The organism is Chelativorans sp. AA-79 (genome assembly GCF_029457495.1).
Lineage (GTDB): Bacteria > Pseudomonadota > Alphaproteobacteria > Rhizobiales > Rhizobiaceae > Chelativorans.
In genome coordinates this window covers 1-24,723 of sequence record NZ_CP120361.1, presented here as the reverse complement: position 1 = coordinate 24,723, position 24,723 = coordinate 1, and the positions used below count along the sequence as shown (strand labels likewise).

The following is a 24,723-nucleotide window of genomic DNA, read 5'->3' as shown; positions in this document are numbered from 1 at the left end:
TTTCTTCCTTATCGCCTGACTGCCTGCTGCTCCGGTTTCGGGAGGGATTCATGGGAATCGAAGGCATCGGCGCGCGGGTGACGCGCAAGGAAGACAAGCGGTTCGTGACCGGCCTCGGCCGCTATGTGGACGACATGGTCGTTCCGGGAATGAAGCATGCGATATTCGTGCGCAGCCCGTACGCGCATGCGGCGATCAAGGGGATCGACATATCGGCCGCGAACGACATGCCCGGCGTCATCGGCGTGCTCACCGGGCCGGAGCTCAAATCGGACGGTATCGGCAACCTCATCTGCGGATGGATGATCCACTCCAAGGACGGAAGCCCCATGAAGATGGGCGCCTGGTCGCCGCTGGCCACCGACAAGGTGCGCTACGTTGGCGATGCGGTGGCGATTGTCGTGGCGGAGACCCGCGGGCAGGCGCGCGACGCGGCGGACATGGTGGCGGTGGAGTATGAGGAACTGCCCGCCGTGACCGATGCGCAGAAGGCGCTGGATGCAGGCGCGCCGCAAATCCATCCAGAGGCGCCGAACAATCTGATCTTCGATTGGGAGCTCGGCGATGGCGCCGCGACGGACCGGGCGATCGCGGGGGCGGCGCACGTCACCCGTATGCGGGTCGTCAATAACCGCTTGGTCCCCAACGCGATCGAACCACGCGCGGCCCTCGGGCACTACGACCGGGCGGAGGACCATTTTACGCTCTGGACGACGAGCCAGAATCCGCATGTGGCCCGCCTCGTCATGAGCGCCTTCTACAACGTCGCCCCCGAGAACAAGCTGCGCGTCATCGCGCCGGACGTGGGCGGTGGCTTCGGCTCGAAGATCTACATCTATCCGGAAGAGATCGCCTGCCTGTGGGCCTCGAAGCGAACCGGCGTGCCGGTGAAATGGACGGCCGACCGCACGGAGAGCTTCCTGTGCGACGCACATGGCCGCGACCATGTGACGGAAGTCTCAATGGGCTTCGATGCGGACAATCGCATCGTGGGATTCAAGGTCGACACCATTGCCAATCTCGGCGCCTATATGTCGCTCTTCTCCTCCTGCGTGCCGACCTACCTCTACGCCACGCTGCTCTCGGGCCAGTATGCGATCCCGCACATCCACTGCAATGTGCGCACGGTCTACACCAACACGGCGCCGGTGGATGCGTATCGCGGCGCCGGCCGCCCCGAGGCGACCTACCTGCTGGAACGCGTGCTGGAGACGGCTGCGCGCGAGCTCGGCGTTCCGCCCGCCGAGCTTCGCCGCAGGAACTTCATCCGCACCTTTCCGCACCAGACGCCGGTGATCATGAACTATGACGCGGGCGACTACGAGGCCTCGCTCGATGCCGCGATGGAGGCCGCGGACTATGAAGGCTTCCCCGCGCGTCGCGACGAGGCGAAGCGCCGCGGCAAGCTGCGCGGCATCGGCATGAGCTGTTACATCGAGGCTTGCGGGCTGGCGCCTTCGCAAGCGGTGGGCAGCCTGGGCGCGGGTGTCGGCCTGTGGGAGTCGGCCGAGGTGCGCGTGAACGCTGCCGGCACGATCGAGGTGCTCACCGGCTCGCACAGCCACGGCCAGGGACACGAGACGACTTTCGCGCAGGTGGTGGCGGACCGTCTCGGCGTGCCGATCGACTCCGTCTCCATCGTCCACGGCGACACGGACAAAGTGCAGATGGGCATGGGCACCTATGGCTCGCGCTCCGGCGCGGTCGGCCTCTCGGCGGTGGTGAAGGCGCTGGACAAGGTAGAGGCCAAGGCCAAGAAGATCGCCGCCCATCTGCTCGAAGCGGATGAAGGCGACATCGTCGTCGAGGACGGCCAGGTGAAGGTGGCGGGCACGGACCGGAGTCTGCCGTGGTTCCAGGTGGCGCTCGCAGCCTATACGGCGCACAACCTGCCGGCCGGCATGGAGCCGGGACTGAAGGAGACCGCCTTCTACGATCCGACCAACTTCACCTTCCCTGCGGGCTGCTACATCTGCGAGGTGGAGGTCGATCCGGAAACCGGCGTGACGGAGATCGTGCAATTCGTCGCGGCGGATGATTTCGGCACCATCATCAATCCGCTGATCGTGGAAGGGCAGGTGCATGGCGGCATCACGCAGGGCGTTGGCCAGGCGCTGCTGGAAGGCTGCATCTATGATGCCTCCGGCCAACTCGTGACAGCGTCCTATATGGACTACACCATGCCGCGCGCCAGCGACGTGCCCTCCTTCAAGGTATCGACCACCGTCACGCCGAGCCCGAGCAATCCGCTCGGCATCAAGGGCTGCGGCGAGGCAGGCGCGATCGGCTCGCCGCCCGCCGTTATCAACGCCATAACCGATGCGATCGGCAACAACGATCTGACCATGCCGGCCACTCCGCAGAAGGTGTGGGACGCGCTCAGGAAGCACTGATCGGCGCACACAGAGGAGAATCCAATGTACCAGACCAACTATCACCGCGCTTCCTCGGTCGCCGAGGCCGTGAAAATGCTGGGTGACGCCGATGACGGCAAATTCGTCTCCGGCGGGCAGACACTGATCCCGACGATGAAGCAGAGGCTTGCCGCGCCCTCCGATCTCATCGATCTGCGCCACATAGACGAGATCAAGGGCATCACCGTCGACGGGCGGGACGTGCGCATCGGGGCGGCCACCACCCATGCCGAAGTGGCTGTGCATGGCGGGCTCGCTGCGGTCTGCCCGGCGATCTGCCATCTCGCTGGTCATATCGGCGATCCGCATGTGCGGCACATGGGCACGATCGGTGGTTCGATCGCCAACAACGACCCGGCGGCGGACTATCCCGCCGCCTTGCTAGCGCTCAAGGCAACGGTTCACACGAGCAAGCGCGAACTTGCCGCGGACGAATTCTTTACGGGCCTGTTTGGCACGGCGCTGGACGAAGACGAGATCGTGACGGCGGTCTCCTTCACTGCGCCTGAAAAAGCAGGCTACGCGAAGTTCCCGAACCCGGCCTCGCGCTATGCGCTGACCGGCGTGTTCGTGGCGAAGCAGCCGGAAGGCGTGCGCGTGGCGGTGACGGGCGCAGGCGAGGATGGCGTCTTCCGTGCATCGGCAATTGAGGATACACTGGCTCAGTCCTTTGATCCGGCAGCGCTCGACGGCATTTCCGTGCCGGCGGACGGGCTGATGTCGGACATCCACGCATCGGCCGAATATCGCGCCAACCTCGTCGTCGTGATGGCGAAGCGCGCGGTGCAGGCCGCCAACGGCTGAGGAAGGCGCTCGGAATCGAATGAGAAGGGGCCCGCACGGGGGGGGCCTTGTTTGCCTGATTGCCGCCGGCGCTTGTCAGCAGGCTCCGTGTGCTCGGTTGACCGCCGCAGGTGACAGAATATGGTTGCCGCCCCACCCAGGAATGCCTGCACCGCCATCCGGCATTCGATCCCGAGCACCTGAGGAATGTCCCATGCCCTTGTCGCTTTACGAAGTCAGCATTCCCGTCTTCATCCGCACGTTCGGCCATTTCTCCAAATTCCTCGACAAAGGCCGCGCTTTCGCGGATGAGAAAGGAATCCCACATTCGGCGCTGCTCGAAGCACGGCTCTATCCGGACATGGCGCCTCTCACAGCCCAGGTCCAGCGGGCGAGCGACACGGCACGCTTCGCCCCCATCCGCGTTGCCCAGGTCGAGGCCGTTTCGATGCCGGATACGGAGACGAGTTTCGAAGAGCTCCAGGCGCGCATCGCCAAAACCGTGGACTTCCTGAAGACGGTGCCGCCGCACGCCATCGATGCGGGCGAGGAGACCGAGGTGACCCTGAAGACGCAGCTTTTCTCGATGACCTTTACCGGCAAGGATTATCTGCTTGGCTTCGCGATGCCCAACTTCTACTTCCATGTCACCACGGCCTACGGAATCCTGCGGCACCAAGGCGTGCCCCTGGGCAAGTTGGATTTCTTCGGGCGCGGCTGAGCCAAACGGTTCCGGTGAGGAAAAGGCCATCTGGGCCTTTCCGTTCGCTCTATTGATCGACCGATCGATCGGCGGCCCCTCGAAGACGAGACGAAGACATTGCGGCAGGCGTCGTTGATCGGTACCGCACCTTGGGGCCCACGAATATGTGTCCGCTCGGCCGGATTGTCGGCTCATCCGCAAGCGTGCCCATGGCGACATGGGCGAATGTTCTTTCACGCAGGATCGAGAAGAGCAGCGAACCGGACGGCACGCACCGCGTGTCGATTTCGCCGCCATAGCGCAGAAGCCCGTCCACTCCGCAGGTGACGGCGACTTTAGCCAAAGAGCGATCGTCCGTAGCGGCGATGAGCCGCCTGGTTCATGCGCCGACGGCCGACCGTTGCTGTTGCTTCTGGCGCCGGGCAAGCCGGGCACGGATCGCTTCCGGGTCGGCGCGTGGCGTGGCGGCGAAAAGCGTTTTCGTATAGTCGTGCTTCGGGTTGGAAAACACCTCGTCGCGCGTGCCGTATTCCACCGCCTCGCCGAAATACATCACCATCACCTCGTCGGCGATGTAGCGCACCACCGAGAGGTCGTGGCTGATGAAGACATAGGTGAGGCCGAACTCGTCCTGAAGGTCCGCGAGGAGATTGAGCACTTGCGCCTGCACGGAGAGATCGAGCGCGGAAACCGGCTCGTCGAGCACGAGCAGCCGAGGATTGAGCATCAGGGCGCGGGCGATTGCGATGCGCTGGCGCTGACCGCCCGAGAACATGTGCGGATAGCGATTGAAATGCTCCGGTCCGAGGCCGACTTTCTTCAGCATCGCCATCGCCCGCTCACGCCTTTCGGACGCCGGTATGTCCGAATTGATGATGAGCGGCTCCATCAGCACGTCGCCGACCTTCTGGCGCGGATTGAGCGACCCATAGGGATTCTGGAAAATGATCTGCACCTTGCGGCGCAGTTCCGGCGTCAGCCCATCCTTGGCGATGTCCACCTTCTCGCCGTCGATAAAGAGTTCGCCCGAGGTGGGCGCGTCGATCATCGTGATCATGCGGGCGAGCGTCGACTTCCCGCAGCCGCTTTCACCGACGATGGCGAGCGTCTTGCCCTTTTTGAGCTTCAGGCTCACGCCTTTCACCGCGTGGACCACGCGACCCTGACGGAACAGCCCGCCGCCGATTTCGTAGTCGCGCACGATATCGCGCGTCTCGAGCACGATCTCGCTCATGAGGCAGCTCCCGTATAAGGCGTGTCTTCCAATGCGAAATCGGCCACCGTCGGCAGGCGGTCGCCGACCGCATTCTCCGGCAAGGCGGAAAGCAGCGCCTTGGTGTAGCGGTGCTTCGGCTCGACGAAGAGGGAAAGCACATCGGCTTCCTCCATCTTGCGGCCCTTGTATTGCACGACGACCCGGTCGGCAGTCTCCGCCACCACGCCCATGTCGTGGGTGATGAGGATCATTCCCATGCCTGTCCTGGCCTGCAGGTCCATGAGGAGATCGAGAATCTGCTTCTGGATCGTCACGTCGAGTGCGGTCGTCGGCTCGTCGGCGATCAGCAGCTTTGGATCGCAGGCAAGCGCCATGGCGATCATGACACGCTGGCACTGGCCGCCGGACATTTGATGCGGGAACGATTTCAGCCGGTCTTCGGAATCCGGGATGCCTACGGACCTCAGGAGCTCGATCGTGCGCTGGCGCCGCGCCGAGCGGCCGAGATCCGTGTGCGTCTTCAGCATCTCCTCGATCTGGAAGCCGATCGTGAAACAGGGATTGAGGCTGGCGATCGGCTCCTGGAAAATCATGGCGATGTCCTTGCCGACGATGCGCCGGCGGTCCGCCGGCGCGAGATTGAGGATATCGCGCCCCTGGAAGGTTATGCGGTCGGCCGTGACCGTGGCCGTCCAGGGCAGGAGCCCCATGACGGCCAGCATGGAAACAGACTTGCCGGAACCCGACTCGCCCACGATGGCCAGAACTTCACCCTCTTCCACGGAGAGCGAAATGCCGTCCACGGCGCGCAGCGTGCCGCCGGCGGTTTCGAATTCGACGGTGAGGTTTTCGATCTCGAGCAGAGCCATGCTCACGACCTCTTCAGTTTTGGATCGAGCGCGTCACGCAGACCATCGCCCATGAGATTGATGGCGAGCACGGTGACGAGGATGGCAAGGCCCGGGAAGGTGACCACCCACCAGGCACGCAGGATAAACTCGCGCGCCTCCGCCAGCATCGTGCCCCATTCGGGCGTGGGCGGCTGCGCGCCCATGCCGAGGAAGCCGAGAGCGGCCGCATCCAGGATGGCGTTGGAGAAGGACAGCGTGGCCTGAACGATCAGCGGTGCCGTGCAATTGGGCAGGATGGTCTTGAACATCAACCGTATGTTGCCTGCCCCCGCGACCCGGGCGGCCGTCACGTAATCCCTGCTTTTTTCGGCCATTACGGCGGCGCGTGTGAGCCGGACAAAGTGTGGCTGAAGCACCAGTGCGATCGCGATCATGGCGTTCATCAGGCCAGGTCCCAGCACCGCCACCAGCACCAGCGCCAGAAGCAGTGACGGGAAGGCGAGGATGATGTCCATGAGCCGCATGATGACGGTGTCCACCGCGCCGCGGAAATAGCCGGCGATCAAGCCGACGATGACGCCCACCGTAACGGCGATCGTCACCACGACGACGCCGATGAAGAGCGAGAAGCGCGCGCCGTATATGAGACGCGAGAGGATGTCGCGGCCCACGGCATCGGTACCCAATACGTACTTCCAGCTGCCGCCTTCCTCCCAGACCGGGGGCACAAGGAAGGCGCCGCGCACCTGCGCGGTCGGATCATGAGGGGCTATGACCGGCGCCAGAACGGCGACGACCGCAATGAAAAGGAAAACCCAGAGCCCCAGCAGGGCGCCGCGGTTCTGACGGAAATAATACCAGAACTCGGCCAGCATCGCGCGGCGGGTCGCGGCCACGCTCGGACCGCCTTCCAGGCCGATTGCCGCATCGGCGTCTTTCACATTCGTAGCCATGTCAGTGCCTGATCCTCGGATTGATGAGACCGTAGAGCACATCCACGATCAGGTTCACGACCATGATGATGCCGGCGATCAGAAGCAGCCCGCCTTGCACCACCGCGTAGTCGCGCCGGAAAACGCTGTCCACCATCCATTTGCCGATGCCCGGCCAGGAGAAAATGGTCTCTGTAAGAATAGCGCCCGCCATCAGGACTCCCACCTGCAGACCGATCGTGGTGACCACGGGGATCAGCGCGTTGCGCAGCGCGTGCAGGCCGACGATGCGGCGCGGCGGAAGCCCCTTTGCACGCGCCGTGCGCACATAGTCCTCGCCCAGCACCTCGAGCATGGCTGAGCGCGTCTGCCGCGCGATGACGGCAAGGGGGATGGTGGCGAGAACGACTGTCGGCAGGATGAGATGCGACAAAGCCGACAGAAAGGCACCGTCCTGCCCTGAAAGAAGGCTGTCGATCAGCATGAAGCCCGTCACCGGCGGGAAGAAGTAAAGAAGAGAAATCCGCCCCGATACCGGCGTCCATTGCAGAACGCCGGAGAAGAAGATGATGAGCAGAAGCCCCCACCAGAAGATCGGCATGGAATAGCCCACCAGCGCAAAGCCCATCACCGACTGATCCAGCCACGAACCGCGCCTGACAGCCGCGAGCACCCCCAACGGCACGCCGAGTATGATCGCAAGGACGATGGCGCAGAGCGAAAGCTCCAGTGTGGCCGGGAAGAGGGCGAGGAAATCGTCCAGCACCGGCCTTTTCGTCACGATGGAGTTGCCGAAATCGCCGGTGACGACCCCGCCGATATAGTCGACATATTGAATCCAGAGCGGACGGTCGAACCCCAATTCCCGTGTCAGCGCCTCATGGCGCTCGGGCGACATCACCCTTTCACCGGACATCAGCATCACCGGATCGCCCGGCAAAACACGGATGAAGGCGAAGGCGATGATGGAAACGCCTATGAAGGTCGGGATGAGAACCGCAAGCCGCCGGAGCAGGAACCGGAACATAACGCTTTCGATCTCCTAGTCTGAACCCACGGCCGTGAGCAGCGATCGCAAAGGCGACGCCGCCCCAAGCCCCCAAAGCCCGAAACGGGCTATTTGTTACTCAAAACCGAAAAGAAGCGCGCCGGTTTCCCGGCGCGCCTCCCGATTTATCTCGTATTAGAAGCTTATTCGGCGAGGTCAACGCCTTCGAAGGCGAAATCGCCGAGCGGGCTCTGCACGAACCCCTGAACTTCCTTGCGCATCGGCACGATCGACAGCGAGTGGTCGAGCGTCGCCCAGGGAGCCTCGCGCTTGAAGACCACCTGCGCCTCTTCGTAAAGCTGGGTGCGCACATCGCGGTCGGAAGCCTGCTTGGCTTCCATGACGAGGTTGTTGAACTCCTCGTTGCACCACTGGGCGCGGTTGTTGCCGCCGACAGCGTCACAGCCGAGCAGCGTGTGGAGGAAGTTGTCCGGATCGCCGTTGTCACCGGTCCAGCCGAGCATCACGGCCCCGTCGCGATCCTTCTCCTTCGACCTGTCCAGATATTCGGCCCACTCATAGGTTACGATCTCGACATCGACGCCGACCTTTGCAAAGTCGGACTGGATAAGTTCGGCAGCGCGGCGGGCGTTGAGCATGTAGGGCCGGCTCACCGGCATCGCCCACACCTTCATGGAAAGGTTGGTAACGCCCGCTTCCTCGAGCATCTTCTTCGCCGCCTCGGGATCGTAGGGATCGTCCTCGATGGCGTCGTTGTAGGACCACATCGTCGGCGGGATCGGGTTCTTGGCGGGCGTTGCCATGCCCTGGAACACCGCATCAATGATCGCCTGCTTGTTGATCGCCATATTGAGCGCCTTGCGCACCTCCACTTTATCGAAGGGGGGCTGCGTCGTGTTGTAGGCAAGATAGGCGACGTTGAGGCCTTCCTGTTCCATCACCTTCAGGTTCGGATCGGCCTTCATCTCGGCGACATCGGCCGCGTTCGGATAAGGCATCAGGTGGCATTCGCCAGCCTTGAGCTTCTGGTAACGCACCGAGGCATCCGGGGTGATGGCGAAGACGAGGTCGTCGATCTTCTGCTCGCCGTTCCAGTAGGCATCATGGGCGCGATAGCGGATGACGGCATCGGGCTGATAGGCGACAAACTCGAAGGGGCCGGTCCCGAGCGGCTGCTGGTTCAGCATCTGCATCTGACCATCGGCTTCAAGCTTGTCCGCATACTCCTTCGACATGATCGAGGCGAAGGGCATGGCCACGTTGGCGAGGAAGGGCGCTTCCGGGTTCTTGAGCGTGAAGCGGACGGTCAGGTCATCCACTTTCTCGATATTCTCGATGAGATCCGGGAATCCCATTCCGTTGAAATATTCCCAAGAGGCGCCGGCGACATACTGATTCCAGGGGTGATCGCTCTTCCACTGCCGGTCGTAGGAGAAGATCACGTCGTCGGCGTTGAGGTCACGGGAAGGCGTGAAGAAGTCCGTGGTCTGGAATTTCACGCCAGGGCGCAGCTTGAAGGTGTACTGCAGGCCGTCGTCGGAAATTTCCCAGCTTTCGGCGAGCCCGGGGACGGTCTCTGTCGTGCCCGGCTTGAATTCGAGCAGGCGGTTGTAGACTGTGTGGGCGGCTGCGTCGAAGGTCGTTCCGGCCGTGTAGAGGCCGGGATCGAAGCCCTCGGGCGAGCCTTCGGAGCAATAGACGAAGGTCTTCGCGCCCGCCGCGCCGCTCAGCGTCGTGGCGGCCAGAAGGGCGGCCGCGAACATCATCTTGGTTTTCATTTGGGTTCTCCCAGAGTGTTATTTCGAGCCGTTCCCATGGGCTCTTGAGCGCGCATATAAGCAAAGTTCTTCCGTCAGGGAAACTCCCCGTGCAACAGCTCCCTACAAATCGTCGCCTTGCGCAAATTTCGATCTGCGAAGGAAATTGAAGTGGACATTCGATACAACCCGTCACCACATTGGTGGTGTCAGGCCTCACAACGCCAACAACCATACCGGGAGCAGTTCATGACCGATCAGTGGATCGAAGACATCCTTTCGTTCTGGTTCGACGAGGTGGGGCAGAAAGGCTGGTTCGCCAGTTCCAAGGAGCTGGACGAATCCATCCGCCGCCGCTTCTCGAAGCTGCATCAGCAACTCGCAGCAAATCTCCCGGCGGGTCTGACGGAAGACCCGCGGGCGGCACTCGCTGCGATCATCCTCTTCGACCAGTTTCCCCGCAACATCTATCGCGGGACGGCGAACGCGTTCTCGACCGACGACCTTGCGCTGCACATCGCGCGTGAGGCCGTAGACGGGAAGCTCGACGACGACATGCTGCCGGAGCACAGGCAGTTCCTCTACATGCCGTTCATGCATTCGGAGGTCTCGGCCGACCAGGAGCACGCGGTCATGCTGTTCAAGGCGCTCGGCAACGAGGAGGCGCTGCGATACGCCATCGATCACCGGGACATCATCGATCGCTTCGGCCGGTTTCCGCACAGGAACCGCGCGCTCGGCCGCACAAGCTCCGAAGAAGAACTGGCTTTTCTCGAGGGCCACAAGGGATACGGTCAGTAGGGGCCCTTGCCCGGCCGGATGCTGTCGCCGTAATGTGAGGCGGACAAGCGCCGGAGGATCCGTCTGACGGTTTGCGATCACGGCAGCCCAAGCACAGACAAAAACCACGGGCGTTCCAAGGGAGGGAAAGTTGGCGAGAACCAGCAGCAGCGACAAGGAAAAGGCGACCGGCATTGCAGACGCGACCGCCGAAAACACCCGAAAGAGCTCCGCCAAACCCGCAGGAAAAGCAGAAGCAAAGAGCAGATCGCGCACCGCAAAAGATGCGTCGGGCAGCGCCAAGGCAAAGACAACAGCCGGTAACCCGGCGGTGAAGGCAACCACAGCGGAGGCAGGGCAAGGCGCAAAAACCGCACGGAAGAAGCCATCCTCCACCACCGCTACACGAGGAGCGGCCGCCAAGGCCCAAACGAGCGGCACGGCGGGTTCCAGGAGCAGAGCAGCCAAAGACGGAAGCAAGGAAGCGGCAGCGGCGGCTTCGACAAAGCCGGCCAGCAAACGCGCGACTAGATCCTCTTCCAAGACCGCCACCGCACGATCCCCCGCCGAGAACCCCGCGGAGGCCAAAATGGCCGCCTCCGCCAAAGCTGCGGGCGCAAGGGCCAGCACCGGGAAGAAGGCCGCACGTGGGACGACGAAGAGCAGCGTGGAATCGATCGCCGCTGCGGAGGCGAGAAGCCCTGCAGGGCAAAAGTCCACACGGAAGACGCGCGCGGCCTCTACCTCGGCCAAGACGACCTCGAGGAAAACTGCAGCCAAATCCCCGGCCGGCGCGATGGAAAAGCCTTGGCTCACGAGCTATCCCGAGGGCATTCCCACCGAGATCGGCGCATTCCAGCACAGCTCGCTGCCGGACATGCTGCTGGAGGCCTGTCGCACGTTCGGCGACCGGCCTGCCTTCACCTGCATGGGCAAGACGATCAGCTTCACCGAACTGGAGAAGGCCTCCAGGGACTTCGCGGCCTACCTGCAATCGAAAGGCCTCCAGAAGGGTGCGCGCGTGGCGGTCATGATGCCCAACCTGCTGCAGTATCCGGTCGTGATGATGGCGGTGCTGCGCGCGGGCTATGTGGTCGTCAATGTGAACCCACTCTACACGCCCCGCGAGCTGGAGCATCAGCTCAGGGATTCCGGCGCGGAAGCGATCGTGATCCTGGAGAACTTCGCCAAGACCGTGCAGGCGTCCATCGGCAAGACCGACGTCAAGCACGTGGTGGTCGCAACCATGGGCGACATGCTGGGGCTCAAGGGGCACGTCGTGAACCTGGTGGTACGCCGGGTGAAGAAGCTCGTGCCCGCGTGGGAGCTGCCGGGCCATGTGCCCTTCCGCCAGGCTTTGCGCGAGGGTGCGGGCGCCCGCTTCTCGCCGCCGGAGGTCGCGCTCGACGACCTGGCCTTCCTGCAATATACGGGGGGCACGACGGGCGTGGCGAAGGGCGCCATGCTGCTTCACCGCAATGTGCTCGCCAACGTGATTCAGAGCGAAATCTGGCTGCAGACCGCCTATCTTAGCGGCCGGAAGCAGCCGGAGCGGCCGGTCTTCATCTGCGTGCTGCCGCTGTACCACATCTATGCGATGACGGTGAACGCCATGACGGGCGTGAAGCTCGGCGCGCAGAACATTCTCATCACCAATCCACGCGACTTGCCGGCGCTGGTCAAGGAACTCGGTAAGTACGAGTTCAACGTCTTCGTCGGCCTCAACACGCTGTTCAACGCGCTGCTCAACAACGCGGATTTCCAGAAGCTCGACTTCAAGCATCTCGACTTCACGCTGGGCGGCGGCATGGCCGTGCAACGCTCGGTCGCCGAGCGCTGGAAGAAACTCACCGGCCAGACGATCTCGGAGGGCTACGGACTGTCCGAGACCTCGCCCGTGGCGACGATCAACCGGCTGGACCGCAACGAGTTCACTGGAACCATCGGGCTGCCTCTGCCTTCCACGGACGTGACGATCCGCGACGATCACGGGCGCGACGTCAAGCTTGGTGAAGTGGGCGAGATCTGCATTCGAGGTCCGCAGGTGATGGCCGGCTATTGGAACCAGCCGGAGGAAACCGCCAAGGCGATCATGCCCGACGGGTTCTTGAAGACCGGCGATATGGGCATCATGGACGAAACGGGGCATATCAGGATCGTCGACCGCAAGAAGGACATGATCCTCGTCTCCGGCTTCAACGTCTATCCCAACGAGATTGAGGACGTGCTCGCGCACCATCCAGGCGTGCTCGAAGTCGCAGCCGTCGGCGTGCCGGACGAGCATTCCGGCGAGGCGCCGAAGGTGTTCGTGGTGAAGAAGGACCCGGCCCTTACGGAAAAGCAAATCCTCGATTACTGCCGCGAGAACCTCACCGGCTACAAGCGGCCGAAACATGTGGAGTTCCGCAGCGAACTGCCCAAGACGAATGTTGGCAAGATCCTGCGGCGCGAGTTGAGGTAGGGGCGCGAGCTCGCAACGTCATCGCCATCCCGGCCAAGCGGCCATAGCCGCGCAGAGCCGGGATGGCTCTCTCCATGGGCGGCCTGGATGTTGAGTTCACTCCCTCAACTGCGCGATCCGCGCAACCAGGCCCGCCGTGGAGGCGTCGCGGCTGGATGCGTCCTCCTTGCCCTCGACCACCGGCAGGAGCTCGGTGGCAAGCTCCTTGCCGAGTTCGACGCCCCACTGGTCGAAGGCATTGATGCGAAAGAGTGCAGCCTCGACGAAGACACGGTGCTCATAAAGCGCAATCAGGCGGCCGAGCGCGAAGGGATCGAGCTTTTCATAGAGGATCGTGAGCGACGGCCGGTTACCCGGAAAGAAGCGGTGCGGCGCGAGCTTCGCCGCCTCGGCCTCACTGATGCCTTTCGCCAGAAGCTGGGCTTTCGCCTCTTCCAGCGTGCGGCCCCGCATCAGCGCTTCGGACTGCGCTAGGCAGTTGGCGATGAGCAGATCATGATGGTGCTTCAGCTCCGGCTCATGCCCGTTCGCCGCGAGAATGAACTCGACCGGAATGATGTCGGTGCCCTGATGCAGGAGTTGGAAGAATGCGTGCTGGCCGTTGGTGCCGGGCTCGCCCCAGACAAGCGGCCCCGTGGGCGTGGCGGCGGGGCTGCCGTCGAGCATCACCCGCTTGCCGTTGGATTCCATATCGAGCTGCTGCAGATAGGCGGGCAGCCGGGCGAGCCGCTGATCATAGGGAATCACGGCGCGGGCCGGATAGCCGCAGATGACGCGATGCCAGAAACCGACAAGGCCGAGCATCATCGCCATGTTCTCGCGCATCGGCGTCTCGCGGAAATGCCGGTCCATCGCCTCCGCGCCAGCCAGGAAGCGCCGGAAGCTCTCTGGCCCCACCGCGATCATGATCGGCAGGCCGATGGCGGACCAGAGGGAGTAGCGGCCGCCCACCCAGTCCCAGAATCCGAAGACGCGCTCCTCGCCGATGCCGAAAGCCGCCACCTTTTCCAACGCGGTTGAGACCGCGGCGAAATGCGCGCCCACAGCGTCCTCGCCCGCCCTTTCCGCGATCCACGCGCGGGCCGTGGCGGCATTGGTCATGGTTTCTATGGTTGTGAACGTCTTCGAGGCGATGATAAAGAGCGTGGTCTCGGGATCGAGCGCCTTCAGCGTGTCGTGAATGTGCGCGCCGTCCACGTTGGAGACGTAGTGGAGCCGCGGCCCGTCGTGATAGGGTGCGAGCGCCAGCGTCGCCATCACTGGCCCGAGATCAGACCCCCCGATGCCGATATTCACCACGTCGGTGAATGTCCGGCCTGTCGCACCCCTGATCCCGCCGGCGCGGATGCCTTCGGCAAAGCGGCTCATGGCGGAAAGAACGTCCTCCACATCTGGCATCACATTCTTGCCGTCGAGCAAGACAGGCCGGCCGGGATCACTGCGCAGCGCGGTGTGGAGTACCGCCCGGTTCTCGGTCACATTGATGTGCGCGCCTGAAAACATCATGTCGCGCCGCTCGGCAACGGCGGCGGCATCGGCGAGGTCTTCCAGGCACGCCAACGTCTCGTCGGTCACAGCACATTTGGAGAAATCGAGGAGCAGATCGCCGAGCGAAAGCGAATAGCGGGAGAAGCGGTCGGGATCGGCAGCAAAGGCCGCGCGCAGGTCGAAATCCTCGTTCTCCCGGCGGTGCCGCCGCAGCGCATCCAAGGCATGTTCATAGGCGCACATGAGATCCGTCTCCTTCTGGCGATGGGCGAAACTTAGGGTGCGGCGCAGCAAAAGGGAAGCGATCCCGTGGCTTAACGGCTTGGACCAGGGTTGCGGTGGCAGCGGCTTGAGCGTAGGCTCCGCGCCACCGGAGGATATCATGCCGACCAGAAACGACGCCGCCCTGTGGACTGGCCTCATCAAGATCTCCAGCGATTCGAGCCAGACACTGCAGGCGCAGATCCGCCAAGCGATCGTCTCCGCCATTCTCGACCGGCAGATCTCGCTGTCGATGCCGCTGCCTTCCTGCCGCATCCTCGCCGACAAGCTGGGCGTGGCACGCGGCACTGTGGTGCTCGCCTTCCAGCAACTCGTGGACCAGGGCTTCCTCATCGCGCGCGAGCGGCGCGGGCACTTCGTCAATCCAGAGGTGCTGACCGCTCCCCCACGCCCTTCCCGCAAGCCACGTGGCACGTCGAAGATCGACTGGAAGGCGCGACGCCAGGTGATGGCGAGCGAGCTACCCGGCCCGCCGAAGAACGAGAATTGGATGCAGTCCTCTTATCCGTTCGTCTATGGCCAGTTCGATCCCGCGCTCTTCCCCACCGCTGAATGGCGCGAATGCAACCGCATGGCGCTCGCGGTGCTCGAGATCCGCAACTGGGCGGCAGACATGGTCGACAGGGATGATCCTCTCCTCATCGAGCAGATCCAGGCGCGGCTCCTGCCCCGGCGCGGCATCTTCGCCAATCCGGACGAGATCATCGTCACCCTCGGCGCCCAGAATGCGCTCTACATGCTTTCCACGCTGCTCATGCAGCGCGGTGCGCGCGTGGCGATGGAGAATCCCGGCTATCCGGATGCCCGTTCCATCTTCCGGCTCGCGGGCGCGGAGACACTGCCGGTGCGCGTCGACAGCGAAGGCATGGATATCGATGCGATCCCGGCGGACGCGGATTTCGTCTTCGTGACGCCCAGCCACCATTGCCCGACCATGGTGCCGCTCAGCCGCCAGCGCCGGCAGACGCTGCTTTCGAGAGCGGATGAGCACGATTGGATCGTTATCGAGGACGATTACGACAGCCAGCTCGCCGATGAGACGCCGCAGGAGGCGCTGAAGGGGCTCGACCACGCCGGCCGTGTCATTTACCTCGGCTCCATGTCGAAGACGCTCGCGCCCGGCTTGCGACTCGGTTACCTCGTCGGACCGGCCGATCTCGTCGCGGAGCTCCGTGCGCTGCGCCGCTTCATGCTGCGCCACCCGCCCGCCAACAACCAGCGCGCCGTCGCGCTGTTCCTCTCGCTCGGCCATCACGACGCGCTCGTGCGGCGGCTCTCAACAGCGTTCGAGGAGCGCCGCAGCAAATTGCTCGAGGCGATCGGGCGATTCATGCCGGAGTGGGAGGCGGCCGACGTACCCGGCGGCACCTCCATCTGGCTCAAAGGTCCCGAGGGCACCGACACGAGGGCGCTGGCGAAGGCCGCAAGGGGGCGCGGCGTGATCATAGAACCCGGCAGCCGCTTCTTCGACGGGCCGGAACAGTCCTCGCCCTACATGCGCCTCGGCATCTCCTCCATCGCCGTGCAGCATATCGAGCCGGGCATCCGCGAGCTCTCGGCCGTCGCCTCCCGGCGCTCCATCGCAGCATAATAAAGCGCAGGTCTGTCGGAATTTGCTCCGCTTCTTCGTCCTCCGGTTGTCAACACCACCGGAGGGAGAGTGATGATGATGACGGTACCAGAAATCAGAGAGCGTGCGGAGCAGCCATATGTGGCGATCAGAGTCACGCTGCCGATGAGCGAGATCGGCAGCGCCGCGCCTCGGTTCTTCGACGACATCTTCACATGGGTTTCGACGAAGGGAGCGCTGCCGGCCGGGGGAGCGATCTTGAAGCACAACGTCATCGACATGGAACGGGAGCTGGAACTCGAATTCGGTGTGCCGACCATCGAGCCGGTTCCGGGCGACGGCAGGGTACTCTCGGGTGTCCTTCCCTCAGGGCGTTACGCCACCATCCTCTATCGCGGCCCCTATGGCGACTCCGGTGATGGCCTCTACCAGGCCAATGCAGCCCTGATCGGCTGGGGCAAGGAGAACGGAATCCGGTGGGACAGCGAACAGACGCCCGCCGGCGAGCGCTTCGCCTGCCGGATGGAAGTCTATTTGACCGATCCGGCTACAGAGCCAGACTCCTCCAAGTGGGAAACCGAGATCACGATCAAGCTGGCTGACTGAGCCAGCAGGAACGGGGAAATCTGTGCCGCGCGCTCAGTGATTGTCGCGCGGCGTGCCCTTTTCCCGGGCAATGTGCCGATAGGCGGTCGCCGGCTTCAGCACCATGCCGTCTGAAAGCTGCTCCACCATTGAGCGCTGGATCTCCTGCCAAGGCGTCTGATGTTCCGGATAGCGGTAGCCGCCCGCCTCCTCGAGGGCTGCGCGGCGTCTTTCCAACTCCTCCTTGCTCACGAACATGTCGGCGCTGCCGGTCTTCAAATCGATGCGGATGCGGTCGCCGGTTCTGAGCAGGGCCAAGCCGCCGCCCACCGCCGCTTCCGGCGAGGCATTCAGGATGGAAGGTGAAGCCGACGTGCCGGACTGCCGGCCATCGCCGATGCAGGGTAGCGAATGCACGCCCTTCTTGATGAGATAATCCGGCGGGCGCATGTTCACCACCTCGGCGGCGCCCGGATAGCCGACCGGCCCCGTGCCGCGCATCACCAGCAGGCAATACTCGTCTATTTCCAGGGCAGGATCATCGATGCGGTGGTGGTAATCCTCTGGCCCGTCGAAGACGATCGCCCTGCCTTCGAAAGCCTCAGGATCGTTCGGGTTCGAGAGATAGCGGGTCCGGAACTCCTCCGAGATCACGCTGGTCTTCATGATCGCGCTATCGAAAAGATTGCCCTTCAGGTTGATGAAACCAGCACTCTGCTTGAGCGGGCTGGAGACGGGGCGGATCACATTTGCGTCGATCGTTACCGCAGTCCCGCAGTTCTCGTGCAGCGTGCGGCCGTTCACCGTCCCGATGTCGGGGTTGGGCAGAAGGTCTGCCTTCATCAGTTCCGCCACGACCGCCGGCACGCCGCCGGCGCGATGGAAATCCTCTCCCAGGAATTCGCCTGCGGGCTGCAGGTTCACGAGCAGCGGAACGTGATGTCCGATCTTCTGCCAGTCGTCATTGTCGAGCGGAACGCCCAAATGCCTGGCGACGGCGTTCAGATGAATCGGCGCATTGGTGGAGCCGCCGATGGCGGAATTAACCACGATGGCGTTCTCGAAAGCCTCGCGTGTCATGATGTCCGATGGCTTCAGGTCCTCATGAACCATCTCTACGATACGGCGGCCCGTATCATAGGCCATCTGGCCGCGCTCGCGGTAGGGAGCCGGGATTGCGGCCGAGCCCGGAAGCTGCATACCGAGCGCTTCCGTCAGCGAGTTCATGGTGGAGGCGGTCCCCATTGTGTTGCAGAACCCCACGGACGGCGCGGAGGCAGCGGCAAGGTCCATGAACTGCTCGTAGTTGATCTCGCCGGCGGCGAGCCTTTCGCGCGCCTCCCAGACGATGGTGCCGGAGCCGACGCGCCGGCCGCCATACCACCCGTTGAGCATCGGCCCGACGGAAAGCGCGATAGCCGGAATGTCGACGGTCGCGGCTGCCATCAGCAGGGCCGGCGTGGTCTTGTCGCAGCCGATGGTCAGCACCACGCCGTCGAGGGGATAGCCGTAAAGCACCTCGACCAGCGAGAGATAGCTCAGGTTCCGGTCGAGCGAGGCCGTCGGGCGCTTGCCGGTCTCCTGGATGGGATGGCAAGGGAATTCGAACGGAATGCCGCCCGCGGCCTCGATGCCGGCGCGCACGCGCTTGGCAAGTTCCAGATGGTGCCGGTTGCAGGGGGAAAGGTCGGAGCCGGTCTGCGCGATACCGATCAGCGGCTTGCCCGACTGCAATTCGTGCCGTGTCAGGCCATAATTCAGATAGCGTTCCAGATAGAGCGCCGTCATGCCAGGATTGCCGGGATTGTCGAACCAGTCCTGTGAACGAAGCCGCCTTTTTCCGCTGCCTTGGGTCATTGATCTCTTGAGCCTTTTGGTTGCCGTCAACGGATATTGCATCACGCCCGAAGCGGCAAGAGTACCCGGATGGACAAGCGGTCTCCGCTGGGCTAGCCAAGAACAGAAATTCACTGGAGGGACGAGCCATGGCGATGGTCATCGAAGGAGAGGAGCGTATCGCGGCACCGGTCGAAACGGTGTGGCGCGCGCTGAATGACCCGGAAGTGCTGAAAGACTGTATCCCCGGCTGCCAATCGCTTGAGAAGAAGTCCGATACCGAGTTTGCGGCGGTCGTCTCGCTCAAGATCGGCCCGATCAAGGCGCGCTTCAATGGCGGGGTGGAACTTACCAATCTCAACCCGCCCCGCTCCTACACCATCTCCGGCGAAGGCAAGGGCGGGGTGGCCGGGTTCGCCAAGGGTGGCGCGGATGTCTCGCTCAAGGAGGACGGGCCGGACGCGACCATCCTCTCCTATCAAGCCAAGGCAGATGTGGGCGGCAAGATGGCCCAGCTCGGCGGGCGCCTGATCGAATCCACCTCCAAGAAGCTCGCCTCGCAATTCTTCGCGGACTTCAACGCGCGTGTAAGCGGCGACGCGGAAGAGGCCGAGAGCGCCTGACACGAGATCAGGAATGGGCGGTGCAATCCGCCGAAGAAGGAACTGCCATGAGCGCCAGCCGGCCGATCACCATCGCACCATCCATCCTCGCCTCCGACTTCTCGCGTCTGGGCGACGAGGTGGCGTCAGTCGCCGCGGCAGGCGCGGACTGGATCCATCTCGATGTCATGGACGGGCATTTCGTGCCCAATATCACCTTCGGCCCGCCGGTGGTGAAGGCGATCCGCGACCGCACGGACAAAATCTTCGACTGTCACCTGATGATCTCGCCGGCCGATCCGTACCTAGCCGCCTTTGCGGAGGCGGGCTGCGACATCCTCACTGTGCATGCTGAAGCCGGCCCCCACCTTCACCGTTCGCTGCAGACGATCAGGAGGCTCGGCAAGAAAGCGGGCGTGTCGCTCAACCCGGCGACGCCGGAAAGCGCTTTGGAATATGTGCTCGATGACGTGGATCTCGTTCTGATCATGACAGTCAATCCCGGCTTCGGCGGCCAAGCCTTCGTTCCGGCCATCCTGGAGAAGATTCGCCGCGTACGGGTGATGGTCGGCGCCCGCCCGATCGATATCGAGGTGGATGGTGGCATTTCCACCGAAAATGCGGGCGCCGTGGTCGCCGCGGGCGCCAATGTTCTGGTCGCAGGCTCCTCGATCTTCAAGGGACAAGGCGAAGCCGCCTATCGCCGGAACATCGAGGCGCTGAGGAAGGCGGCGGTATAGCCATCAGCCCCGCTTCGGGCCGTAGCGCACCGTTTCGAACCGGGCGGCGAGCCCGTCATAGAGAAGGAGGCGCCCTACCAGCGGCTCACCGATGCCGGTGACGAGCTTGATGGCTTCCATGGCTTGCAGCGTGCCCATGACGCCCGTCAGCGCTCCGACGATTCCGGCTTCGGCGCAGGTGGGCACAAGCCCCGGCGGGGGGGCTTCCGGGAAGAGGTCGCGATAGGAAGGGAACGGCTTGCCATCCGCCCCTGCCTCATAGGGCTTGAGCACGGTGAGGGAACCGTCGAAGCGCCCCACCGCCGCCGTCACCAGCGGCACCCGCGCCTCGGCACACGCGTCGGCAAGCACATAGCGTGTCTCGAAATTGTCCGAGCCGTCCACCACCACGTCGTAGCGGGCGATGAGCGGCCCGGCGTTTTCGGAGTGGAGGCGGAGCAAATGCGTTTCCACCGTCACATGCGGGTTCAACTGCGCGATCGCCGCCCCGGCACTCTCGGCCTTCAGTGCGCCGACAGCCTCGGTCGGATGGATGACCTGGCGCTGCAGGTTCGATAGCGAGACGCGGTCATCATCCACGATGCCGAGCGCGCCCACGCCCGCTGCCGCCAGATATTGCAGCACCGGCGCGCCGAGCCCGCCTGCACCGAGCACCAGGACCCGCGCGCGCTTCAGCTTCTGCTGACCCGCCCCGCCGATCTCCGGCAGCACGATGTGGCGCGCATAGCGCTCCAGCTCTTCATCGGAAAGAATGGCATCACTCATGGGCGAACCATAGCGCCTGCGCTCGGGGATGTCAGGCCGGCTCAATCGTGCCGCCGGATACGGTGAGAAACTGTGCCCGGCCATCGAGGCTGGAGAAAAGCGTTGGCTCCGTGCCGGTCATGAAGGCCTGGCAGTTGAGGTCTTCGAGAATATCGAAGAGAGCGGTCCGCCGGTCGGCATCGAAATGAGCGGAAATCTCGTCGAGCAGGAGGACCGGCGTCATGCCCGACAGTTCCGCCGTCAGCCGCGCGTGGGCGAGCACCAGTCCCACGAGCAGCGCCTTCTGCTCGCCCGTCGAACAGCTTTCGGCCGGCATGTCCTTGGGCGCGTGGCGTACCAGAAGCTCGCTCCGGTGCGGTCCTTCGAGCGCGCGTCCCGCCGCGCGGTCGCGCGCTCGTTCATCACGCAGGCGGGCGCGGAATTCCTCCTCCACGTCGACAGCGGGTCTTAGGGCGACCGCCTCGTCCACAGAGCCTTCCAGCGCGAGGAGCGCCTTAGGGAAAGGGCCTTCCGCCGGCAGGCGCTCGATCATGGAAACAAGAAGCCGCAGCATCTCGGCCCGGGCCGCTGCGATCGCCACGCCGGTTTCGGCCATCTGCGTCTCGATGGCGTCGAACCAGGCGTCATCCCGCACATCGTCGGCGAAGAGCCGGTTGCGCGAGCGCATGGCCTTCTCGTAATCGGCCGCCCGGCGACCATGGGCAGAATCGATCGCCAGAACCAGCCGGTCGAGAAAGCGGCGACGATCGGCGGAGGGGCCGGTGAAGAGCGAGTCCATCGCCGGTGTGAGCCAGATGACACGCAGCCAGTCGAGCAGGACCTCGGCGCTACGCTGAGGCTCGCCATCGATGCGCACCCGGCGCACGGGAACGCCGCCATCCGCACCTGCCGTCCCCGTGCCGATGCGACGAGTGCCCTGGGGGCCTTCCACCTCTGCATGCACGGCGAATCCGTCGCCCGAGCCGATGCGCGCCACCTCCTCCAGTGTCGCGCGCCTGAGGCCGCGCCCGGGCGAGAGGAAGGACACGGCCTCCAGAAGATTGGTCTTGCCGGCCCCGTTCTCCCCCGTCAGCACCACGGCGCCCGGCGCCAAGTCCAATGCGAGCGATGCATAATTGCGAAAATTCGTGAGCGTGAGCCTGGCGAGATGGACTTGCGCCGGGCGACCGTCCTCTGCCCCTGGAAGCGTCCTGGTCACACCCGCATCGGCATCAGAACATAGAGCGCGCGCTCATCGGACGTGTCCTGTATGAGCGTCGGCGAACCGGCGTCCGCCAGAAGAAATTTCGCCTCGCTTCCCGAAAGCTGCGCGGCCACATCAAGCAGGTAACGCGCATTGAAACCGATTTCGATCGGATCGGCGTCGTAGCCCGCCGGAATCTCCTCCGTCGCGCTGCCCGAATCCGGATTGTTGACCGTGAAGGTGACCTGTCCGCTGGAGATGGAGAGCTTCACGGCCCTTCCGCGCTCGGAAGAGACGGTCGATACGCGGTCGACGGCGGCGGAGAAAGCCTGCCGGTCGATGACCAGTTCCTTGTCGTTCCCGGTGGGGATGACACGCTGATAGTCGGGAAAAGTGCCGTCGATCAGCTTCGACGTCAGAACCACACTGCCAATGGTGAACCGGACCTTCGTGTCGGAGAGCTCCACGGTCACCGCCACGTCCGGGTCGTCCACCAGCTTCTGCAACTCGCCCACTGTCTTGCGCGGGATGATGATGCCGGGCATGCCTTCCGAGCCCGCCGGCGCTTCGATCTCGGTGCGTGCCAGCCGGTGTCCGTCAGTCGCCACGGCACGCAGCTTCAGCGCACCGTCCGATTCCAGCGCGTGCAGGAAAATGCCGTTCAGATAGTAGCGGGTCTCTTCCGTGGAAATCGCAAACTGTGTCTTCTCGATGAGGCTGCGCAGGGCGGCCGAATCCATGCGGAAGACGTGTGAGAACTGGCCGGCGGTGAGTGACGGGAAATCCGCCTTGGGCAGGCACTGCAGGCGGAAGGTGGAGCGCCCGGAGATGACCGACATGGTCTGGCCGTTCTCTTCCATCTTGAGCATCACTTCCGCGCCGTCCGGCAGCTTGCGCACGATATCGTAGAGGAGATGCGCGGGCACCGTCGTCGCGCCCGCCTGCTCGATGGAAGCCGGGGCGGCCTCGGTCACTTCGAGGTCAAGATCCGTCGCCTTCATCTCCAGGCTTGTGCCATCGACGGACAAAAGAACATTGGAGAGAATCGGTATCGTGTTGCGCCGTTCCACCACCCGGTGGACATGGCCGAGCGACTTCAGAAGATTGGAACGTTCTAAGACTACACGCATACCTGTGTTTCTCGCCTGGATGAAGAGGGATGCGACATGGCCGAAGCCCTTCGCAGCCTGCTCCTTACATGCTGGAATTGCGCCAAACTGACAGGAAATCTACGAGAAAGGCAAGCCCGCGGAACGGCCGGAGCCATTTTCCGCGGGCTTCCTGGGGATAACGCTTCTGCAGGCGTTTTACTGCCGCACTCCCGGCTCAGGCTTGCTCGCTGATCAACCTCTTCAGAAGCTCGATCTCCTGCGCGAGCTGCTTGTCGTCCCCCGACATACCTTCGATCTTGCGCACCGCGTGCAGCACCGTCGTGTGGTCTCGCCCGCCGAAGCGGCGCCCGATCTCGGGCAGCGAACGCGGCGTCAGCACCTTGGCGAGATACATCGCCACCTGCCGCGGCTTGACGATGGAGCGGGTGCGCCGATTGGAGAGCAATTCCGTCTTCGACACATTGTAGTGACGTGCGACCACGCGCTGGATGTCCTCGATGCGCACGCGCCGAGGCTCGCCGGAGCGGCACACCGGCCCCAAGATCTCATCGATGCGCTCCAGCGTGATCTGTGGTTCGAACGAATGGCGGAAAACCAGCTGGTTGAAGGCCCCTTCGAGCTCGCGCCCGCTCCCCGTGACCACTTGCGCGACGTGGTCGATCACCTCGGCCGGTATATCCAGCGAAGGGTCTTCGACGCGCGCGGCAGCCAGCCGCTGCTGAATCATGGCAAGCCGCAATTCATAGTCCGGCGGAAGAATCTCGAGCGAAACGCCGCCGTTGAGGCGCGACTTCACGCGTGGCTCGAGCGACTCCAGTTCGGATGCCGGCCTGTCCGCTGCCACAACCACCTGCCGTGCGCTGTCGAGCAGCATGTTGAGCAGGTGGCAGAACTCGTTCTGGATGGACTTGCCCTGCAGGAACTGCATGTCGTCGATGATGAGCAGGTCGATGTCGCGAAGCTGCTCCTTGAGCGTGAGCGCATTGTTGTCTCGGATCGCGGTGGCAAAGCGCCACATGAAATATTCGGCGGTGAGATAGACCACGCGCGACTGAGGACGGCGCTTCAGCGACGCCGCCGCAATCGCCTGAAGAAGATGTGTCTTTCCCAGCCCGACCGAGGCGTGCAGGAAAAGCGGATTGAAACGGATCGCCCCGGCGGCCGATTCCGCCACTGTCCTGGCTGCGGCACAGGCAACGCGGTTGGACGCGCCCTCGATAAAGGATTCGAAGGTGTAGCGGCTGTCGAGCGGCGATCCGAACATGCTCGGGCGCGGCGCATAATCGGACCTTGCCGAAGGCAAGGCGGTGATCCGCGCGCCATTCACCGCGCCGTTTGCAGCGGCGGGGTGCGGCTGGCTCGACGCCTTGCGCACGGGCACCGGCTTGACTTCCGCCTTTGAAGGCATGCTCCGGGTGGCGGTTCGCACGACTATCTCGACCTTCAGGGTCGAGGCATCCTCGGCTTTCCAGAGTTCAGTGATGAGGTCCAGATAATGACCGTTGATCCAGGCCCTCAAAAAGGCCGTCGGAACGGAAATGCGGACCACGCCCCTCGATGTCTCCGCGAGCTTCATCCGTCCGAACCAGCTCGAATAGACCTCGGTTCCGAGCCGGGCCTTCAATTGTGCCCGGACGCGCTCGAAAACCGCCAT

The 24,723-nt window shown here is 63.7% G+C and carries 20 protein-coding genes; 9 read left to right on the top strand and 11 right to left on the bottom strand.

What is annotated here, in order from left to right:
• Nucleotides 1–50: 50 nt before the first annotated feature.
• The 3 genes from PVE73_RS00100 (at nt 51) to PVE73_RS00090 (ending at nt 3,918) form a co-directional block, all read left to right on the top strand.
• Nucleotides 51–2,393, top strand: coding sequence for a xanthine dehydrogenase family protein molybdopterin-binding subunit (locus tag PVE73_RS00100; RefSeq protein WP_277364992.1), 2,343 nt, complete (start codon nt 51–53; stop codon nt 2,391–2,393).
• A 24-nt stretch (nt 2,394–2,417) separates the two neighbouring features.
• Nucleotides 2,418–3,218, top strand: coding sequence for a xanthine dehydrogenase family protein subunit M (locus PVE73_RS00095; RefSeq protein WP_277364991.1), 801 nt, complete (start codon nt 2,418–2,420; stop codon nt 3,216–3,218).
• A gap of 193 nt (nt 3,219–3,411) precedes the next feature.
• The gene (locus PVE73_RS00090) at nt 3,412–3,918 is read left to right on the top strand and encodes a DUF1993 domain-containing protein (RefSeq protein WP_277364990.1); all 507 of its coding nucleotides are present in this window, start codon (nt 3,412–3,414) and stop codon (nt 3,916–3,918) included.
• Nucleotides 3,919–4,279: 361 nt separating this feature from the next.
• Here PVE73_RS00090 and PVE73_RS00085 read toward each other — a convergent pair whose 3' ends face one another.
• The 5 genes from PVE73_RS00085 to PVE73_RS00065 all read right to left on the bottom strand — a co-directional run bounded on the left by PVE73_RS00085 (nt 4,280) and on the right by PVE73_RS00065 (nt 9,686).
• On the bottom strand, nt 4,280–5,134 hold the full coding sequence (locus PVE73_RS00085) for a dipeptide ABC transporter ATP-binding protein (protein ID WP_277364989.1): 855 nt from the start codon (nt 5,132–5,134) through the stop codon (nt 4,280–4,282).
• Complete coding sequence (locus PVE73_RS00080) at nt 5,131–5,985, bottom strand: ABC transporter ATP-binding protein (RefSeq protein WP_277364988.1); 855 nt, start codon at nt 5,983–5,985, stop codon at nt 5,131–5,133. The genes PVE73_RS00085 and PVE73_RS00080 overlap by 4 nt, the downstream gene beginning before the upstream one ends.
• A 2-nt stretch (nt 5,986–5,987) precedes the next feature.
• Nucleotides 5,988–6,842 (bottom strand): ABC transporter permease subunit, encoded by an 855-nt coding sequence (locus PVE73_RS00075; protein ID WP_277367590.1) that lies wholly within the window; start codon nt 6,840–6,842, stop codon nt 5,988–5,990.
• Nucleotides 6,843–6,921: 79 nt separating this feature from the next.
• Entirely contained in the window at nt 6,922–7,926 is a 1,005-nt protein-coding gene (locus PVE73_RS00070; protein WP_277364987.1) for an ABC transporter permease subunit, read from the bottom strand.
• 164 nt (nt 7,927–8,090) lie between these two features.
• Nucleotides 8,091–9,686 (bottom strand): ABC transporter substrate-binding protein, encoded by a 1,596-nt coding sequence (locus PVE73_RS00065; RefSeq protein WP_277364986.1) that lies wholly within the window; start codon nt 9,684–9,686, stop codon nt 8,091–8,093.
• A 228-nt stretch (nt 9,687–9,914) separates the two neighbouring features.
• On the opposite strand from PVE73_RS00065, the gene PVE73_RS00060 reads away from it, so the two are divergent.
• Together PVE73_RS00060 and PVE73_RS00055 are read left to right on the top strand one after the other, a co-directional pair.
• Entirely contained in the window at nt 9,915–10,466 is a 552-nt protein-coding gene (locus tag PVE73_RS00060; RefSeq protein WP_277364985.1) for a DUF924 family protein, read from the top strand.
• A 172-nt stretch (nt 10,467–10,638) separates the two neighbouring features.
• Entirely contained in the window at nt 10,639–12,906 is a 2,268-nt protein-coding gene (locus tag PVE73_RS00055; protein WP_277367589.1) for a long-chain-fatty-acid--CoA ligase, read from the top strand.
• Nucleotides 12,907–13,002: 96 nt separating this feature from the next.
• Here the strand turns inward: PVE73_RS00055 and pgi are convergent, their stop codons facing one another.
• Complete coding sequence (gene pgi, locus PVE73_RS00050; RefSeq protein ID WP_277367588.1) at nt 13,003–14,637, bottom strand: glucose-6-phosphate isomerase; 1,635 nt, start codon at nt 14,635–14,637, stop codon at nt 13,003–13,005.
• A gap of 139 nt (nt 14,638–14,776) precedes the next feature.
• On the opposite strand from pgi, the gene PVE73_RS00045 reads away from it, so the two are divergent.
• Entirely contained in the window at nt 14,777–16,267 is a 1,491-nt protein-coding gene (locus PVE73_RS00045) for a PLP-dependent aminotransferase family protein (protein WP_277364984.1), read from the top strand.
• Between the two features lie 75 nt (nt 16,268–16,342).
• Entirely contained in the window at nt 16,343–16,852 is a 510-nt protein-coding gene (locus PVE73_RS00040) for a GyrI-like domain-containing protein (RefSeq protein WP_277364983.1), read from the top strand.
• Nucleotides 16,853–16,885: 33 nt separating this feature from the next.
• On the opposite strand, the gene PVE73_RS00035 is transcribed toward PVE73_RS00040, so the two are convergent.
• A complete protein-coding gene (locus tag PVE73_RS00035; RefSeq protein ID WP_277364982.1) occupies nt 16,886–18,688 on the bottom strand; it encodes an IlvD/Edd family dehydratase in 1,803 nt (600 codons plus the stop codon).
• A 128-nt stretch (nt 18,689–18,816) separates the two neighbouring features.
• Here PVE73_RS00035 and PVE73_RS00030 point away from each other — a divergent pair, with 128 nt between their 5' ends.
• Together PVE73_RS00030 and rpe are read left to right on the top strand one after the other, a co-directional pair.
• Nucleotides 18,817–19,290 (top strand): carbon monoxide dehydrogenase subunit G, encoded by a 474-nt coding sequence (locus tag PVE73_RS00030; RefSeq protein ID WP_277364981.1) that lies wholly within the window; start codon nt 18,817–18,819, stop codon nt 19,288–19,290.
• Between the two features lie 47 nt (nt 19,291–19,337).
• The gene (gene rpe, locus PVE73_RS00025) at nt 19,338–20,009 is read left to right on the top strand and encodes a ribulose-phosphate 3-epimerase (protein WP_277364980.1); all 672 of its coding nucleotides are present in this window, start codon (nt 19,338–19,340) and stop codon (nt 20,007–20,009) included.
• Nucleotides 20,010–20,012: 3 nt separating this feature from the next.
• Here the strand turns inward: rpe and PVE73_RS00020 are convergent, their stop codons facing one another.
• The 4 genes from PVE73_RS00020 to dnaA all read right to left on the bottom strand — a co-directional run bounded on the left by PVE73_RS00020 (nt 20,013) and on the right by dnaA (nt 24,723).
• Nucleotides 20,013–20,774: a molybdopterin-synthase adenylyltransferase MoeB gene (locus tag PVE73_RS00020; RefSeq protein ID WP_277364979.1), complete on the bottom strand. Its 762-nt coding sequence runs from the start codon at nt 20,772–20,774 to the stop codon at nt 20,013–20,015.
• A 31-nt stretch (nt 20,775–20,805) separates the two neighbouring features.
• Nucleotides 20,806–21,972, bottom strand: coding sequence for a DNA replication/repair protein RecF (gene recF / locus PVE73_RS00015; RefSeq protein ID WP_277364978.1), 1,167 nt, complete (start codon nt 21,970–21,972; stop codon nt 20,806–20,808).
• Nucleotides 21,969–23,087, bottom strand: coding sequence for a DNA polymerase III subunit beta (gene dnaN / locus PVE73_RS00010; RefSeq protein WP_277364977.1), 1,119 nt, complete (start codon nt 23,085–23,087; stop codon nt 21,969–21,971). Before dnaN ends, recF begins: the two co-directional genes overlap by 4 nt.
• A gap of 196 nt (nt 23,088–23,283) precedes the next feature.
• Nucleotides 23,284–24,723, bottom strand: coding sequence for a chromosomal replication initiator protein DnaA (dnaA, locus tag PVE73_RS00005; RefSeq protein WP_277364976.1), 1,440 nt, complete (start codon nt 24,721–24,723; stop codon nt 23,284–23,286).